Here is a 237-nt window from a genome sequence, read left to right as displayed (position 1 = left end):
CCAGCAGCGCCAGCGATGCGGCGAGCGCAAAATTGCCGCCCGAGCCGATGGCCATCGTGCCGTGTTCCGGCTCCAGAACGTCGCCGTTGCCGGTGACGGCCAGGGTGACGGTCTTGTCGGCGACCAGCATCATGGCTTCGAGATTGCGGAGATACTTGTCGGTGCGCCAATCCTTGGCGAGCTCCACGGCGGCACGCATCAGCTGGCCCGGATACTGCTCCAGCTTCTTTTCGAGGC

General features: G+C 65.0%; 1 pseudogene. It reads right to left on the bottom strand.

The features are described from left to right. A pseudogene (locus SB764_RS44480) lies at positions 1–237 on the bottom strand (HslU--HslV peptidase proteolytic subunit); the annotation flags it as partial.

The organism is Paraburkholderia sp. SIMBA_027 (genome assembly GCF_046535315.1).
Taxonomy (GTDB): Bacteria; Pseudomonadota; Gammaproteobacteria; order Burkholderiales; family Burkholderiaceae; genus Paraburkholderia; species Paraburkholderia tropica.
Note: the sequence above shows the minus strand (reverse complement) of the source record. Positions and strands in the feature narration are given on the sequence as shown.